The organism is Paenibacillus sp. FSL H8-0317 (genome assembly GCF_045040685.1).
Taxonomy (GTDB): domain Bacteria; phylum Bacillota; class Bacilli; order Paenibacillales; family Paenibacillaceae; genus Paenibacillus.
Map to the genome: position 1 here is coordinate 2,115,647 of NZ_CP150294.1, position 14,875 is coordinate 2,130,521.

Sequence of the window (14,875 nt, forward strand, 5' to 3'; positions counted from 1 at the left end):
GGATCCAATAGTTCCAGTTTTTCGAACAAGAGATAATTTTTAGAGTCTTAGGATTTATTATTGATGAAAATTTAATTGTACTATGATACCATTTGTGGAAGATTAAGAATCCAATAGAATAAATACAATAAGTCGAATTTATTCTATTTATTTGGGCAATCTAATGAAAGTAAGGTGAATCTCAATGAAAATTCAAAAACTTAAGCTAACTTCGGAACAATGTATCCAAAAAATTAATTCTATTTGTAATGATTTAGAGATTGAAGTTGAAATTAATGAGAAATCAGATCATATCGTATTGAAGTTATTAAGGGACGAGGAAAACCCAGGAACAATTCGCATATATGATTCAAAGAAAGGAAGAACTTTAGATGGATCAATGAATAATACAATAATAAATGATGAAGTTTTGAATCTTTTTTTAAACGAAGGTGGGCGAATAGAAGCTACGTACTCTATTTACAAATTAAAAACAGAGCAATGGGATACCATTAAAAACATCATTATTGCAACAGCTGCGAAGAGTGAATATTTTATCGAGGATAAGTCGGCAGATTCTTCTCACTGTTATTATGCATTTCAAATAAAACATCCTGTCAATATAGATAAAATAATGGTTACTCAATATAATACTGGTAATCTTATGATTCAAGGAAAAGGATGGGAAGTTTGGGAAGAAATTTGTAATGCAATTGAACTGACATTAGATACTCCTGTTACTGAAATGACTTTACGTATGATGGGTTTGAAAGAAGGAGATGAGATAACTAATGTTATCACGTCAAGCTTAACTAAAGACGCTGAAAAAGAAGTTAAATCATTATTAGAAGAGTCATTTGATTTTCTTTATGATCATGATAAAAAGCTAGTAATATCTGCTCAGAGCATGTTGCTATCTAAAGTTGATTATGGTGACTACTATTGTTACGTTGCTCCATGTCTTAGAGTTGTAGAAGGATATCTGAAAAAAATCATTATAGAGTTAGACTTGTTTAGTGAAACCGAAATATTGGCCGTTGATTCTAATGGCAGACCGAAATTCCATTTTGGTTTAGTTTTCAATGGTGAAGTAAATGTTTTATCTGGTATGAAAGGAAAACTTTCAAATAATCAAGATGAGCAGGATAAAATGGAGAAAGCTTTACTAGTAGTTTACAAAATTTATAGAGATACTAGAAATCCTTACTATCATAATGGGCCACCCGAACAAAGTACTGTTAATACTTATGAGGATGCTGAAAGTATCATTAATGAAGTCATAGGTATGATTGAATATACTTACAAAGAATTGTTCTAAGGAGTTGCAAATATGAATGAGGTTATTCAAGTTAATGGTGAACAGAAAGAGAAGCTATTTTATTACTTAAACAAATACATAGCTAGCTCTCAAAATAATGGTAGTATGGTTTGGAAAACTGATGAAGTTTCCATTACACTTTATAATTCTGGAAAACTTTTGTTTCAAGGGAAAGCTGCAACAGCATGGTACATGAAAGTAGCTCAGGAACTTGGATTGAATAATATTGCAAATTTTTCTAGAGAGACTGAAATAGAGAATGACTCGAATTTGAATATTATTCAATATTCAGGTCTTCCACGTATCGGAATTGACGAATCGGGCAAAGGAGATTTTTTCGGTCCTTTAGTTACTGTGGCGTTCTACATTGAAAGTAAATATCAAGAATATAAAATTCAAGAATTGGGAGTTAAGGATTCAAAGAGAATAACTGATAAGAAAATCAGTCAGATTGCTAAAGAACTTAAACTATTGGGTAGGTATGAGATAATAAAGATTAATCCCTCAAAGTACAATCAATTGTGGGGGAGTATGGGTAATGTCAATAAAATTTTAGCATGGTCTCATGCGAAATCTTTAGAAAATCTGCTTAATAAATCTGAAACACAATTAGCAATTTCAGATCAGTTTGGGGATGAGTCACTAATATTATCTGTTTTACAAGAAAAGGGGAAGTCAATAAACTTGGTTCAGATGCACAAAGCAGAAGCTGATTTGGCTGTTGCAGCAGCTTCAATTATCGCTCGTGATACGTTTGTTTCACAACTTAAAATTCTTGAAGAAAAATTTGGTGTTCGCCTGCCCAAAGGTGCTTCTTCTTCTGTAGTAACACAGGGTAAGATGTATGTTGATAAGTATGGAAAGGAAAAACTTAGTGAGATTGCAAAAACACATTTTAAAACATATGATAAGGTTATCTCGGGATAAGATCGGAATTAGTCTATCTTGGAAGAGGTGATGATAAATGTTTAAACAAACAGAAGACGACCAGAGTGTGTTAAGCATGATTACATTTACATTTAAATATTATGGTGAGATAGGTCAACAAAATGGGTATAAAATTGTTTTGAAATTACCTGATAAAACAAGTTTAAACTCGAAAAGTCTTTTTATAATAAATCCAATAGGTACAGTTAATCCAAGATCAAAAGCGACAGAGATCTATAAATCTATAATGAATATTGCATCAAAGTTTAATATTGATAAAACTGAAATTAAAATAGTTCTAGATTTATTAGAGATTACAGGGATTGAAAAAAAACATTTATTTGATTGGGCTTTTCATGAAAGAGACGGCGAAGTACAAGAAGAAATATTGAAAATGCAATTTAATTCAGATGAGGATAGAGTGTTATTCCAGAATTATTACCATTATTATTTATCGCTTTTTACTAATTCAGCTTTAAATAATAAACAAAAAGCAGAAATAGTAGCCTATGCTATTGCAGAAAAATGTTATGATGCTTACTCAGTAGACAATATCTTGAAGAATTTTAAAATTATCTTGAGTAAAGCAGTTCAGAATAGAGAAGATTTAAAGACGGCATTAACAAAAAACTTTTGAGGTGTTCTTATAGATACAGGACACCTTATTTTTGCTTATAGTGTAAGTCAATATTTTATTGTTTAAGTAATGAAAACTGACTAAATCAAATGTAATTTTCTTTAGCAAAATTTTAATGCGCATTAATTGAGAGATATATGGTTTTATAATAATGAGATGAATTTTTTGTTTGACTAATCCTTCTATAAAGATTTATCTAAATAATTAAAAGATTCTTTAATGTATTTAACACATTAGCACAGCACCGCTTGGAATATACCGTTGGAGAGACCATAAGGTTTCCTTAATGATATTCTGAGCGGTATTTTTGTGGAATAAAATAAGACCAATAGCACAAGCCATTTCATAGATTTAAGCATTTAATGATAGAAAAGGATGTGAGTGTATGAGCGTAAACCCTTTCGAGGGCTATCGGATTACAAGTTCATTCGGCTATCGAATTCATCCTATTCATGGTGGACAGACATTTCACCGCGGAATCGATCTCGTGACAGAGCCCTGGAATGGCCCCGTCTATGCCTTTATGGAAGGTAGGGTACGTTTTGCTTCCGAAGGAGTTACAGGCTCCGGATTCGGCGGTTACGGGCTTACAGTTGCCCTTCAGGATCATCGTGGCTACTTGCATTGTTATGCGCACCTTTCACGTATTGCTGTAAGCGTTGGACAGCAGGTGAAGCGAGGCCAGCTTGTCGGTAATCAGGGGAGCACAGGTCAGAGTACTGGTCCGCATGTACATTATGAGATTCGTAAAACAAGTGCACCATCTTATGGGTATACAGCCAGCGAAGAGGGTGTGACGGAACCGGGTGCGTATCTACAGGCCGAATACGGAACTGGATCTCAGGAACAGGAGGCTCCGCCGATGACCACTGAGCAGAAGAAAATGTTTGAAGCCATGCAGAAAACGCTGGAGATTCAAGGGGGATGGATTCAGCAACAGGAGCAACTTTCCAATATGGATTGTCCCGCATGGGCGCAGCAAGCGTTTGATTATTATCGACCGTTTATTATGAACGACAAAGGCAGTTATGAATTTTGGAGATTACTTGTTATCATGTACCGCAAGGAAAAAGGCATCCAGGTTCATTCGGATTCCGACATATAAATCCCTGCAAAGAAACAGGGAGTAGTAAAAGGCTGATCCACTCAGGTAGATGCAGACAGACAACCATTTATCGAATGTTGCCTGTTCGCCCGGTTCATTCCACCGGAAACGTCATATGTTAGGGTATACCTGATGAAGAGGAGGCAATCACATGAGCGAAGTAGGATATGGCTGTGGTGGCAACGTAGGCGGAGTAGGCGGCGTTGGCGGATACAATATGTTCACAAACACTGGTGCAATCTTGGTACTGTTCATTCTGTTGGTTATCATCACAAAAGCATTCTGCGTGTAATCCAACATGATTGAATCGGAATAGACAAAAGGGAAGCCGTAATCGGCTTCCCTTTTGTCATATGACAACCTATGAGTTGGTTATTCAAGCTAATTCCTGTTTGTTGCTTCGTATCCATCCTGTGTGTTGTGTACAATGAACAGATAGGCTTGTTACACCATTACTGTACATAAATCTCAACGATAGCAATATCTCTTTCTTTCGCTAAATCGATAAAGGCCGTAGAGGTCTGAACGAGTGGTCGGAAATAATCCGCAGGATTATTCATGACAATGAGTCCCGTCTGACCCGTGGTGAGCAGAACCCTTTTACCGATAAAATTAGGTAGCATATGCTTGATCAGTTCCTGCGTTGCTTCACCGTTTAACTGACCAAAGCTGAGACTGTACAGTTCACACAGAACAGAGATCAGTTCCTGTTTGGTCTGGTACACCCGATTTGTCGTCATCGCGCTGTAAACGTCTGCTACAGCAGTTATACGCGCATATGGGTGGATCTCGTCTCCTCGCAGTCCATGAGGATAACCACTTCCATCCTCGCGCTCATGATGCTGAAGTGCAACCATTGCCAGAATTTCATCCTGCGTGGATTCTTTAATGATATCGTACCCATAGAATGTGTGTTTCTTCATTTCGTCAAATTCTTCCGTGGTCAATTTACCAGGTTTATGTAAAATCTCAGAAGGAATCTTGGACTTGCCGATATCATGAAGATATCCTGCTTTGGCTACCGTTAGACATTCCTCGGGGTTGTAACCCATCCAGCCGGCGATATAAAAAGCGAGCATTCCGACTTGCAATGAATGGTTGTACGTATAATCGCTTTCCCCGTCCAGCATAAGCAACAAGGAGACAACATCTTTTTGTTTTTCCAACTGTTCTGTTAGGGTAAACAAAATCTCATCGACCTGTGTCTCATCAATAAAACCCTTCTCCATCGCTTGTTGAAATAGAGATTCAGTACCTTTGATCGTATCGTTAAACAAGTTAGTTAACAGACGGGTCTGATCGGAAGGTAAGGTTTGTGCATCAGAGTGTAGGTCGGATGGTGTGTGTTCTACATCTGCGTACTCGATTCCATGTTGCAACAGTTTGGATAGGTCATCTTCACTGAGGGTGGAACCTTTCATCAGCATGTGGAGACCCGAACTGTTGTATACATCATTTTTTAACAGGTCACCCGGTTTAAGATCAGTAACATGCACTCTCACGTATAAACCACCTTTTCTCGACTAATATCGACACATATAATTATAATAACAAGAAAAAAATGGGTTGACAACGACTTATTTACTATTAACCCACTCAATCTAAAAGGTGTAAAGGCTCATTATTTAGTTCTCCATGGGGTTCCATGGTCCTAATTGATGTCCCTTCCATTCAGATCCATCTTCCCAAATTTCCTTTTTCCAGATGGGAACGGTCTGTTTGAGTCTCTCTATGGCGTAACGGCTTGCATCATAACAGTCGTTGCGATGAGGCGAGGAAACGGCAATGACTACACTAATCTCTGCCACATCCACTTTGCCAATTCGGTGACTGATTGCACATAACACACCAGGCCAGCGATCGGAGATTTCCACACCAATGGCAGCCATCTGAGAAAGAGCCATCGGCACATAGGCTTCGTATTCAAGATGAACGGTGCGCTGTTCACCAGTCATTTCACGAGTCGTACCTACAAAAGTAAGAGCTGCCCCGTGATTCGGGGTAATCACTAGCGCCGTTGTTGCTTCCACGGACAAGGTGGACTCTGTGATCAGAAATAAGCCATCTTCAGTCCGATGTTCTGGAACGGTAGAGCGAAGCTTTTCATCGGATATATCCGTACCATCACCTCCAGAGACGGGAGGGATTAACGCAAGTTCATCTTCTGAGCTAAGTATAGTATCGGCAGGAGCGTACTGCTGGTTAACTGCCAAAAAAGATGTCCTTATCTGAGAAGCTGCCTCTGGATAGGCCAGACTCAATTTTTCTTTTAAATCGGCAGCGGTTGGAAGGTCTCCAATGTACTCAAACTCCAGAAGGGATGTATTTAAACGTTCTGCAATGCCTGCAAATAGTTGAATTGTCAATTTCATGGATATGACTCACCTCTTTTTGATCTCTAAACCCTTTAAATATATCATAACGACGCGGAAAATGTTATGCTTATCCATTAGAAGAATGAACGTTTATTGAAGAGCAGGGGAGGCGGTGTGATGAGCACCAGGGAGAAGCAAACGTTAACGATTCTGCACACCAATGACATCCATAGCCACTTCGGCTCCATGAGCACCATCGCCGCTATGATTAATGAAGAACGTGACCAAGGTGGCAACTTTCTAGTACTGGATATTGGCGATCATATGGACCGGATGGCCGTTGACACAGAAGGAACACTGGGTACGGCTAATGTTGATGTTATTAACCTGACGGGCTACGATGCCATTACAATCGGTAACAACGAAGGTCTAACCTTTACGCCAGATCAGCTCTCGCAGTCCTACGCTGGACTTCTGTGTCCTGTGGTATGCGGCAATGTTGTGGAGCAAGATACTGGACTTGCACCAGTGTGGATGAAACCTTCTCTGATTGTGGAGAAAGGTCCATTTCGCGTTGGTCTGCTGGGGGCAACGGCCCCTTTTACCACGTTTTACGAACTGCTCGGGTGGGATGTTCTGGACCCTGTGGAATCATTAAAAGTTCAAGTGGAAGCATTACGTAATGAAGTGGATGTGGTGGTTATTCTTTCACATCTGGGACTTTCGACAGATCGGAGACTGGCGGAGCAGATTACTGGAATTGATGTTATTCTCGGTGGGCATACCCATCATGTTCTCGAAGAGCCTTTAGTCATTTGTCAGACCGTGTTGGGCGGGGCTGGAAAATTTGGCCAATGGCTTGGGAAAGTGGTTCTGGAACGAACAAATGTGGGAGAACCTCTCCAACTGGTAAGTAGCGGTTGTATGGCTGCCAAGAGTATGTTACTGGATGATCAGGTTGCGCTGGCAATCGCTGCGAATCGTACGGAAGCCGAAAGAACACTCAATCAGACGGCAGTGATAACGGATCGGGTGCTGCCTATCACGTATGATCGGGAATCCCCGTTTGCAACATTGCTTGCACAAGCTGTCCGTCATTTCACGGGGGCACAGCTGTCTCTGGTGAATGCAGGTCAGCTTCTCGGAGAGCTTCCACAAGGGAATATTACAAAAGGAATGTTGCATTCCCTATGTCCATCTCCTATAAATGCTTGTACAATATGCTTGAGTGGAAGTCATATTCGTGAAGCACTTGAGCAGTCCTTGTTGGACGAGTTTTCAGGTAAGCCCATTGTGGGATTTGGTTTTCGTGGTCATATTCTAGGCACGTTATGTATGGACGGAATGGAAGTTCAATACAATCCACATGCGCCAGCCTATGAGAAGATCCAGACCATATACATCAATGGGGAGCCTATGGACGAACAATGTGAGTATATCGTTGGGACACTGGACATGTTTACGTTCAATGTGGGGTATCCTCCTCTTGCTCATGGAACCCGTACGCTCTATCATCTTCCGGAATTCATACGCGATTTGCTAGAAACGGAAATAAAACGACCAGGGGCTCTGGACGACAGCCTGCGAGCCCGCTGGCATCAAAGCTAAATTTAAAGTACTTGCCTTCTGCTGAAGCGGCGGCTAGTGGTAATTACATCTACGGAGCGGGAGAGGATAGGCTGTGCGTTTAGTACATATAAACTTATTGCAGCCTGGCATGAAGCTGGGGAAACGTATTTATAGTGAAGAAGGCCTTGTATTACTTAGTGAGGATGTAGAGCTGAACAGTCGATTGATTGGACGCCTTAAGGATCTCGGGGTCGGTTATGTGTATATTAAAGATGCTGCGACAGAGGACATCATCGTTCCTGAAATGTTGCAGGAAGAGACCCGAAGGAAGGCACTGGTCGAGATCAAACAGCAATTTCAGAGTATGTCAGGATTGAAAACCAAAAATCGGATTCCTCATTTCGGTAAAGCGCTTAGTGGTGTGATGAATGCGATTCTGGAAGACATCGGCAGTCAAAAGGAAGCCATGATTATGCTGATGGACATGAACTCCAGCGATTTTGACCTGTATAACCATTCTCTGAATGTATGTGTGTACACGCTGGTTCTTGGTGTCGCTTCGGGTTACACACGCCAGCAGTTAATGGAGATTGGTCTGGGCGCTTTGTTGCATGATATCGGCAAAACACAGATTACACCAGAAATTTTGCATAAACCCTCCAGATTGAGTGATGAGGAATTCAAAATCATTCAGCAGCACACTACATATGGACACCGTATTCTCAAAGACGAACCAGGTATACCGCTTCTATCCGCGCATTGTGCATTGCAGCACCATGAACGAATTGATGGAAGTGGATATCCCTTTGGTTTGAAAGACAAGGAAATTCATGAATATGCCAAATGGATTGCGCTTGCTGATTCGTATGATGCCATGACAACGAATCGGGTGTACAAGCAAGCCTTGCTGCCGCATCAGGCAGTAGAGGTGTTGTATACAGGTTCAGGAACCCTCTATGAACAACGGATGCTGGAGAAGTTCAGGGATTGCGTCGCGATATACCCAGTAGGTATTTCAGTCAAGCTCAGTACGGGAGAGGTCGGGGTAGTTGCATCAATTCATTCACGTGTTCCTCAACGTCCACTTATCCGTGTTCTAAAAGATGCGGACGGCCAGACTTTATCTTCGCCTTATGAAATTAACTTGTCTACAGCACTGTCTGTGATGATCACAGGTGTAGAGGGTGTGGAAGATACACCATCAGTGGCTCAAAGTGAACAGGTGGAAAGCTGAACTACTTGAAAGTTGATTAGCGCTCATGTCGCAATATCCGGGCCGTTTCGTAATTCGGTCCAGAGTTGCCTGAGCGTTTTTTTGTCATGTAATGGACAGGGTCTACGTATGCCGAAGCATTCAAAATTGTGCTATGATAAAAGATAACTCCAAAAAGAGAAACACAAGGTATGATGTAAATAAAACTTTTTAGGTTAATAAAAGGAATAAGGTGAAGAACAATGACCATGCTAAACTCAGGATCGGTACAACCGATGCCTTTATCGCCAACGAATGATCCGTGGGATCCGATCGGTTCTCTGCGTACATATGGACGCCATGTGCTGACCAGTGTAGAAATGACCGTGACACATCTGTGCAATATGAGGTGTGAGCATTGTGCCGTGGGAGATATGCTTACGATGCGTGAGGCGCCGGCTCTTCCGCTCCCTCTGATGCTGAAACGATTGGATGAAGTGGAGCATCTGCAGACGATTAGTCTGACGGGTGGCGAGCCAAGCTTTAGCCAGAAAACAGTGGATGAGATGATTATCCCGCTGCTCAAATATGCCAAGGAACGTGGAATTCGTTCCCAGATCAATTCGAATTTAACGCTGGATATCAGCCGGTATGAGCAAATTTTACCTTATCTGGACGTTATGCATATCTCATTCAACTATCTGAATGCTGACGATTTCCATCAAGTTGGATTTGCGAATAGTGGCAGACCTGTGAAACGTGAAGTAGCGGTGAAAATGTATGAGAAAATGATTGTAAATTCACGCAAACTGAGTGAAGCAGGCATGTTTATCTCTGCGGAATCGATGATTAATTTCCGTACGCACGACAAGCTGGATGGTATTCACCAATTGATTCGTGAGATGGGCTGTGTCCGTCATGAAGTGCATCCGATGTATAATTCGAACTTTGCTTCGTCACTGCCTGTGTTATCACTGGATCATATGAGAGCAGCGATTCATCGTTTGCTTGATGTGCGTGACAAAGATATGTGGATGTTATTCGGGACCCTGCCATTCTTCGCGTGCAGTGCAGCAGAGCAGGATCGGGAACTGATCAACCGTTTATACAGCGAACCAAATGTGACGGTACGTAACGATCCGGACGGACGTAACCGCGTTAACGTCAACATGTTCACGGGTAATGTGTATGTGACGGATTTTGCGGATATCCCGGCGTTTGGAAACATTCGTGATCGGAAACTGGATGATGTGTTCCATGAATGGTCAGCTGAACATCCGTTGAATCAAACGGTCAATTGCCATTGCGATATTGCATCCTGTTGCGGACCAAACCTGCTAGTGGCAGATATGTATTACAAGGGTGTGGATTTCAAATCGAGAAAGGCAATCACACGTTGATATTCCAGGTGTATTCCTGAAATAGATAGAAAAGGGGAGTTTCAACTTGGATATTCATACTGAATTTCATCTTGGACAGCTGGTATTTAATCTGGTCTGTGTCTTTTTGCTCGTATTTTTGAATGGCGTATTTGTTGCAGCGGAATTTTCCCTTGTGAAAGTAAGGCAGACACGCTTAACTCAATTGCAGAGTGAAGGAAACCGTTTGGCTGGTTATGCACTGAAGGTGAATAGTAAACTGGATTCCTATCTATCGGCAACTCAGTTCGGGATTACATTAACATCACTTGGACTCGGGTGGCTGGGAGAACCAGCCATCTCTGAATTGCTCGTTGAGCCTCTCATGTTTAAGCTCGGTGTAGGAGATACAGGGCTTATTTCGACCGTGTCGGTCATTATCGGTTTCTGTATCATTACGTTTCTGCATATTGTGCTCGGTGAGCTTGCGCCTAAATCGTTGGCAATTCAAAAAACAGACGGAGTGGCATTGTTCTTATCTGCACCCTTGCTGTTGTTCTACAAAATCTTCTTCCCGTTCATCTGGGTACTGAATGTATCGGCCAATGCATTGCTGCGTTTGGCAGGTATCGAACCTGCCAGTGAAGGAGAAGCTCACTCGGAAGATGAACTTCGAATTCTGATGAAGCAGAGTGCCAAAAGTGGTGTCATCGATAAAGATGAGATCAAACTGATGGACAACATCTTTGATTTCTCCGATATGCTGGCACGTGAAGTGATGCTGCCACGTACAGACATGGATTGTCTGTACACGCATATGTCTTTGGAAGAGAATCTGGAGATCATTAATGCAACCAAACATTCCCGGTATCCTGTTGCAGTAGAAGACAAGGATGAGATCATCGGATTCATACACATCACTGATCTGTTGCTGGCTAAACCGGAGCAACAACATGATCTGGCTTCACTTGTTCGTCCAATCTTAAACGTTCCTGAATCTATGGAAATCAGCCATGTGCTGCGTCTGATGCAGAAGAAACATTCTCAGATGACGCTGGTTGTGGATGAATATGGCGGCACAGCTGGATTGCTGACTGCGGAAGAAATTCTGGAAGAGATCGTTGGAGATTTGTATGACGAATTTGAGGATGAGCGTCCACATATGGAACGCAGTGGTGATTCGTTTTCCATTGATGGTCGTTCGCTTATTGAAGAAGTTCATAAGTGGACCGGAGCCATCATTGAGGATGAAGAAGTGGATACCATTGGCGGATGGCTGTTTAAAGAGCTTGGAGGTAGTCCAGCCAAGGGAAAAACTCGGGAGCTGAATGGATACGTCTTTGAAGTGGAGGAGTCCACTCGTTTGCGAATTACCCGGGTTCGAGTGTACAAACAATCTGTTCCTCAAGACATGAATTCGGAAGAAAAACCAGTAGAATAGATTTTGTAGTAATCTGATGATGAGTGAGATGAGCAAGTGTGAACATGTTACTCATATTACGAAATACAGACCTTTGGAAGTGCCGTAAGAGGTGCTTCCAAAGGTCTTTTTTGATTGAGAGTGAAGTTGGCATGAGAAATTCCTTTATGAAGTTTGGATAAATGGGGATTAACCTGTAGAACTGAAACATATACATGTAGAGACGGGAAGCAATGGTTTGAATGGTATGGGGAATGCACGTAAACATCGTTGAAGGAGGCGTTTCGAGTGAAGGATCCACAGCTTCGAGCCTATGCTCCTTTTGTGGGGCCGTTTGATCCTTGCAAACCGATGGAAATCCGCACGTATCTTGTTCCACCGCAGTTGTTTATACCTTTCCAGCCCATGGGTTGGCCGCAATACAGTCCGGCAGAAGCGTTAAGACTGGGAACATTATGGCCTGCATTATATAGCCCTTACACATCCAAGAAATCAAAGGAGAGGAAGGTGGAGGCAGATGGAACCTGAAGCACCGAAAGCCTGTGATGCAAAATACTACGAGTTGCTGGAAGAACTTCAGGCGCTGGGCTTCGTGTTAGTGGAACTGAATCTGTACCTGGATACCCATCCAGGTGACTTCCAAAGCATTGAGCAGTACAACAAGTTCAGCCAGGAGCGAATGCGGGTAGCTCATGAGTTTCAACAGCTGTATGGACCGCTGATGAATTTTGGTCACGCCTTCTCGAAATATCCGTGGGAGTGGTCCCAGACACCATGGCCTTGGCAGGTATAAACGTTAAAGGAGGAGTCTTGCAATGTGGGTATACGAGAAAAAGCTACAATATCCCGTTCGAGTGAGTAAATGTGACCCTCATATGGCCAAATTACTGATGGAGCAGTATGGTGGAGCAGACGGGGAATTGGCAGCTGCTCTGCGGTATCTGAACCAGCGTTATACGATTCCAGACAAAATTATCGGCCTGTTAAACGACATTGGAACAGAAGAATTTGCCCACCTCGAGATGATTGCAACCATGATCTATAAGCTGACTAAAGATGCTACAGTTGAACAGCTGGAGCAAGCCGGGCTGGCTGCTCACTACGTTAATCATGATAAGGCCCTTTTTTACAGCAATGCAGCAGGTGTACCGTTTACCGCTACGTATATTCAAGCCAAGGGTGATCCGATTGCGGATCTGTACGAAGACATTGCAGCGGAAGAGAAGGCCCGGGCTACATACCAATGGTTGATCGACATGACGGATGACGTGGATCTGCAGGACAGTCTGAAATTCCTGAGGGAACGGGAGATCGTGCATTCCTTGCGTTTCCGGGAGGCTGTAGAGATCCTGAAAGACGATCGCGAGACAAAGAAGATTTTCTGAACGTTTGGTATAGAAGCAGAAGTCTGGCAGTCCGATAGGGCTGCTTTTTGCTTTGAGTTAATTACTATGAGTTAGTTAATAAAGCCAGAAGCAGTATACGTGGTGGAGTGAGGATTCCGTTCAAATAAAAAGACGATCCTTTTTGAATTAAAATAAAAGGGATCGTCCTAGTTATTATTCTGCTGAATAAAGATATGATGGCGAAAAAGGCTAGCCTAGTATTCTACCACCATGGCTACATTTTGCCACCCGGCTCCAACCGTCCAGAACAACACTTTGTCACCACGCTGAATCTGACCGCTTGTAACCGCCCGATGCAATGCAATGAATGGACTGCTGGTTGAGGTATATCCGAATTCATCGCCAATGTAGACGGCAATATCATCAGCAATGCCGACATTCTCGGATACAGCCCGAATATTACTAATGGATAGTTGAGAGAAGCAGGCGGCTTTGATCTCGTCTGGTGTAATCTCGTTGCGTGTTAACAGGGTACGGATGGACTCCGAAGCGGCATCCACGCAGATGGAATCATCGAATGGTATGAATTTCACATGAAAAGCACCCGCATCTACACCCGTTTTGCCCAGTTTAGCCAGGCCTTCTGCAGGAAAGAGCGAATTACCATACACACACGTATCCGTCTGATAGATTGAATCAATGAAACCGACAGCATGTTCATCCCGCTCCACAATAACCGCCGCTGCTGCATCACCGAAATTGGCGAAGTATACGGGATCGTCCGGGCTGGCGTGAGGAGCCACGTAATCCGAGCCGATGATTAAGGCACGACGAATGCGAGGATTGCCCAGCATCTGCCGGCTAACCTGTTCGAAAGCTGCTGTCATGCCTGCGCAGTTGGCGTTGCTGTCAATGCAGATCGTGTGAGAAGCGCCGTTAATCAGGCGGTGAATCATCAGGGAATTCGTAGGAAAGATGTATTCTGGCGTTTGGCTTGCATAAGCAATCAGATCAATATCTGCACCGGTGAGTCCGGTTTTCTCCAGTAGGTTACTGGCTGCCTCAAAGGCCATGCTTAGTGAATTTTCGTCATCGTTGTCAATTTTATAACGTGTATCACGACCAAGTGCCTGTAACAATCCACGAATATCTACACCTCTTGCATCAAAATGTTCAATATAAAAATCATTGTGCACCTTGGTTGCTGGATGATAGATATCGATATCTACAATACGAATTCCGGCCATCTTCATTCTCCTCTTGAGCGGAAGGGTGAATTCTCAGCTTGTCCGCCTGGTTTATTAAGTGGTAACGGTAGAGATGATTTCGAGATTGTCCAGACCGACTGACCGTCCGAGCCGGGACAACTGCATTTTTAGAATCGCGTTGTTCTCGAGGGTCAACACGATTTTTTTATATTCATCTTTTTTGAACATTTGAAGGCAGCCTTCCAGAAGAGGCACAATCTCCGGAGCCGTAACATTCAACTTTTTGCAATCGATGTTCAGGTTATACTCCTTGGTATTAATAGGAGCGATCGTATCCTGATAGGCCGAGATGGAACGCAAACCGTCTTCTTGGGAGAAAGAACCCTCCAGTTCAATGTTTAACACCTTGTTCGGTACGTCAGTCTTCAGAATGAAATTTCCCATGCTTGATCTCTCTCCTTTAAATGAGTTAAGGCTATCCTGTTAATGGATACACAGCCC

16 protein-coding genes are annotated in these 14,875 nt (G+C 42.5%); 12 read left to right on the forward strand and 4 right to left on the reverse strand.

Features of this window, described 5'->3' with window-relative positions; genetic code table 11:
- The first annotated feature begins 184 nt into the window (after window positions 1-184).
- From MHB43_RS09885 to MHB43_RS09905, 5 genes are all read left to right on the forward strand, one after another.
- Window positions 185-1,297 (forward strand): hypothetical protein, encoded by a 1,113-nt coding sequence (locus MHB43_RS09885; protein ID WP_405131840.1) that lies wholly within the window; start codon window positions 185-187, stop codon window positions 1,295-1,297.
- 12 nt (window positions 1,298-1,309) lie between these two features.
- Window positions 1,310-2,224, forward strand: a complete 915-nt coding sequence (rnhC, locus tag MHB43_RS09890) for a ribonuclease HIII (RefSeq protein ID WP_405131841.1) — start codon at window positions 1,310-1,312, stop codon at window positions 2,222-2,224.
- A 37-nt stretch (window positions 2,225-2,261) separates the two neighbouring features.
- On the forward strand, window positions 2,262-2,861 hold the full coding sequence (locus tag MHB43_RS09895) for a hypothetical protein (RefSeq protein WP_405131842.1): 600 nt from the start codon (window positions 2,262-2,264) through the stop codon (window positions 2,859-2,861).
- Between the two features lie 385 nt (window positions 2,862-3,246).
- On the forward strand, window positions 3,247-3,966 hold the full coding sequence (locus MHB43_RS09900; RefSeq protein WP_339183605.1) for a M23 family metallopeptidase: 720 nt from the start codon (window positions 3,247-3,249) through the stop codon (window positions 3,964-3,966).
- Between the two features lie 151 nt (window positions 3,967-4,117).
- Entirely contained in the window at window positions 4,118-4,258 is a 141-nt protein-coding gene (locus MHB43_RS09905) for a hypothetical protein (protein WP_017689533.1), read from the forward strand.
- 160 nt (window positions 4,259-4,418) lie between these two features.
- Here MHB43_RS09905 and MHB43_RS09910 read toward each other — a convergent pair whose 3' ends face one another.
- The gene (locus tag MHB43_RS09910) at window positions 4,419-5,468 is read right to left on the reverse strand and encodes an HD-GYP domain-containing protein (protein WP_221823089.1); all 1,050 of its coding nucleotides are present in this window, start codon (window positions 5,466-5,468) and stop codon (window positions 4,419-4,421) included.
- A gap of 123 nt (window positions 5,469-5,591) precedes the next feature.
- Window positions 5,592-6,338, reverse strand: a complete 747-nt coding sequence (locus MHB43_RS09915) for a molybdenum cofactor biosynthesis protein MoaE (RefSeq protein WP_339183608.1) — start codon at window positions 6,336-6,338, stop codon at window positions 5,592-5,594.
- A gap of 120 nt (window positions 6,339-6,458) precedes the next feature.
- On the opposite strand from MHB43_RS09915, the gene MHB43_RS09920 reads away from it, so the two are divergent.
- The 7 genes from MHB43_RS09920 to MHB43_RS09950 all read left to right on the forward strand — a co-directional run bounded on the left by MHB43_RS09920 (window position 6,459) and on the right by MHB43_RS09950 (window position 13,205).
- Window positions 6,459-7,889, forward strand: a complete 1,431-nt coding sequence (locus tag MHB43_RS09920) for a bifunctional metallophosphatase/5'-nucleotidase (protein WP_405131843.1) — start codon at window positions 6,459-6,461, stop codon at window positions 7,887-7,889.
- A 73-nt stretch (window positions 7,890-7,962) separates the two neighbouring features.
- A complete protein-coding gene (locus tag MHB43_RS09925; RefSeq protein ID WP_405131844.1) occupies window positions 7,963-9,084 on the forward strand; it encodes an HD-GYP domain-containing protein in 1,122 nt (373 codons plus the stop codon).
- A gap of 221 nt (window positions 9,085-9,305) precedes the next feature.
- Window positions 9,306-10,442, forward strand: a complete 1,137-nt coding sequence (yfkAB, locus tag MHB43_RS09930; RefSeq protein WP_405131845.1) for a radical SAM/CxCxxxxC motif protein YfkAB — start codon at window positions 9,306-9,308, stop codon at window positions 10,440-10,442.
- A gap of 46 nt (window positions 10,443-10,488) precedes the next feature.
- Window positions 10,489-11,841 carry a hemolysin family protein gene (locus MHB43_RS09935; protein ID WP_339183617.1) on the forward strand — a complete coding sequence of 451 codons (1,353 nt, stop codon included), beginning with the start codon at window positions 10,489-10,491 and terminating at the stop codon, window positions 11,839-11,841.
- Window positions 11,842-12,108: 267 nt separating this feature from the next.
- Window positions 12,109-12,348, forward strand: a complete 240-nt coding sequence (locus MHB43_RS09940) for a spore coat associated protein CotJA (protein WP_179088483.1) — start codon at window positions 12,109-12,111, stop codon at window positions 12,346-12,348.
- Window positions 12,338-12,613: a spore coat protein CotJB gene (locus tag MHB43_RS09945; protein ID WP_339307667.1), complete on the forward strand. Its 276-nt coding sequence runs from the start codon at window positions 12,338-12,340 to the stop codon at window positions 12,611-12,613. Before MHB43_RS09940 ends, MHB43_RS09945 begins: the two co-directional genes overlap by 11 nt.
- Window positions 12,614-12,635: 22 nt before the next feature.
- Window positions 12,636-13,205, forward strand: a complete 570-nt coding sequence (locus MHB43_RS09950; RefSeq protein WP_339183622.1) for a manganese catalase family protein — start codon at window positions 12,636-12,638, stop codon at window positions 13,203-13,205.
- A 215-nt stretch (window positions 13,206-13,420) separates the two neighbouring features.
- Here the strand turns inward: MHB43_RS09950 and MHB43_RS09955 are convergent, their stop codons facing one another.
- Together MHB43_RS09955 and MHB43_RS09960 are read right to left on the reverse strand one after the other, a co-directional pair.
- Window positions 13,421-14,413 carry a 3-oxoacyl-[acyl-carrier-protein] synthase III C-terminal domain-containing protein gene (locus tag MHB43_RS09955; RefSeq protein WP_339183624.1) on the reverse strand — a complete coding sequence of 331 codons (993 nt, stop codon included), beginning with the start codon at window positions 14,411-14,413 and terminating at the stop codon, window positions 13,421-13,423.
- 54 nt (window positions 14,414-14,467) lie between these two features.
- Window positions 14,468-14,818 (reverse strand): hypothetical protein, encoded by a 351-nt coding sequence (locus MHB43_RS09960; RefSeq protein ID WP_339183626.1) that lies wholly within the window; start codon window positions 14,816-14,818, stop codon window positions 14,468-14,470.
- Window positions 14,819-14,875 lie beyond the last annotated feature (57 nt).

Coding starts and splice junctions, on each gene's coding strand:
- MHB43_RS09885 (WP_405131840.1), top strand. CDS start 185: ATGAAAATTCAAAAACTTAAGCTAACTTCGGAACAATGTATCCAAAAA.
- rnhC (WP_405131841.1), top strand. CDS start 1,310: ATGAATGAGGTTATTCAAGTTAATGGTGAACAGAAAGAGAAGCTATTT.
- MHB43_RS09895 (WP_405131842.1), top strand. CDS start 2,262: ATGTTTAAACAAACAGAAGACGACCAGAGTGTGTTAAGCATGATTACA.
- MHB43_RS09900 (WP_339183605.1), top strand. CDS start 3,247: ATGAGCGTAAACCCTTTCGAGGGCTATCGGATTACAAGTTCATTCGGC.
- MHB43_RS09905 (WP_017689533.1), top strand. CDS start 4,118: ATGAGCGAAGTAGGATATGGCTGTGGTGGCAACGTAGGCGGAGTAGGC.
- MHB43_RS09915 (WP_339183608.1), bottom strand. CDS start 6,338: ATGAAATTGACAATTCAACTATTTGCAGGCATTGCAGAACGTTTAAAT.
- MHB43_RS09920 (WP_405131843.1), top strand. CDS start 6,459: ATGAGCACCAGGGAGAAGCAAACGTTAACGATTCTGCACACCAATGAC.
- yfkAB (WP_405131845.1), top strand. CDS start 9,306: ATGACCATGCTAAACTCAGGATCGGTACAACCGATGCCTTTATCGCCA.
- MHB43_RS09945 (WP_339307667.1), top strand. CDS start 12,338: ATGGAACCTGAAGCACCGAAAGCCTGTGATGCAAAATACTACGAGTTG.
- MHB43_RS09950 (WP_339183622.1), top strand. CDS start 12,636: ATGTGGGTATACGAGAAAAAGCTACAATATCCCGTTCGAGTGAGTAAA.
- MHB43_RS09955 (WP_339183624.1), bottom strand. CDS start 14,413: ATGGCCGGAATTCGTATTGTAGATATCGATATCTATCATCCAGCAACC.
- MHB43_RS09960 (WP_339183626.1), bottom strand. CDS start 14,818: ATGGGAAATTTCATTCTGAAGACTGACGTACCGAACAAGGTGTTAAAC.